The sequence below is a fragment of the Mesorhizobium sp. M4A.F.Ca.ET.022.05.2.1 genome, assembly GCF_003998845.1.
Classification (GTDB): Bacteria; Pseudomonadota; Alphaproteobacteria; order Rhizobiales; family Rhizobiaceae; genus Mesorhizobium.
In genome coordinates this window covers 1-754 of record NZ_RZOJ01000790.1, presented here as the reverse complement: position 1 = coordinate 754, position 754 = coordinate 1, and the positions used below count along the sequence as shown (strand labels likewise).

2 protein-coding genes are annotated in these 754 nt (G+C 62.5%); both read right to left on the bottom strand.

Annotated elements, in window-relative coordinates; translation table 11 throughout:
• On the bottom strand, positions 1-182 hold a 182-nt coding region (locus EN745_RS36635), incomplete at its 3' end, for a hypothetical protein (protein WP_210213792.1).
• Between the two features lie 21 nt (positions 183-203).
• Positions 204-754, bottom strand: a 551-nt coding sequence (locus EN745_RS35430) for a polysaccharide biosynthesis protein (RefSeq protein ID WP_189363278.1), incomplete at its 5' end; no start/stop codon positions are given.

Genomic DNA, 754 nt, shown 5'->3' with positions numbered 1-754 from the left:
TTGCAACAAGCAGCACGGGCGACGACGCCACCAGCATCGAGGCAGCCACCACAAGATCGAAGGTTCGCTTCGGCCCTTTCAGGGTCATCCAATGCTGCTCCGCGGTCGATGGTCCCAAATCCGGCGCAGCCGAATGCCATGGCCAATGCGCGAGGATCGCCGGGCTTGGCTTCAATAGCCAATCATCGACGCGCCGGACAGGTCTAACCTGCCCGTCCAACTGATTTCGGGCCGGTTTCCCGCGGTGCCTCAACCGGCGGCTTTTCAGCCTCATGCAGTCCCGCCAACACGGCAAGAGCGGCCGCCTTGTCCTGGTCACGTATTGCCGCCTGCAATGCCGTCAGGGCGACTTGAATTCTCGGCCATGACACCACTTCGGCGCGCAGGCCAAAAATCTTGGCGATATCGAGCGCGACGACCTCTTCATTCTCGCCCTGCAGCGTCTCGTGCAGCTTTTCGCCCGGCCTGATGCCGGTGAAGCGGATCGGGATGTCGGTGTAGGGGTTTTTGCCGGCCATGCGGATCATGGTTTCGGCGACTTCGAGGATCGGCACCGGCTTGCCCATGTCCAACATATAGATGGCGTAGTCGTCCTTGCCCTCCCGCTGCTCGGCATCCGCGGCCGACATGATGACGAGATCGACGGCCTCTGCCACGGTCATGAAATAGCGGGTCATGCGCCGGTCGGTGATGGTGACGGGGCCGCCGGCTTCGATCTGCGCCTGGAAGATGGTCGCCACCGAACCGTTGGAGC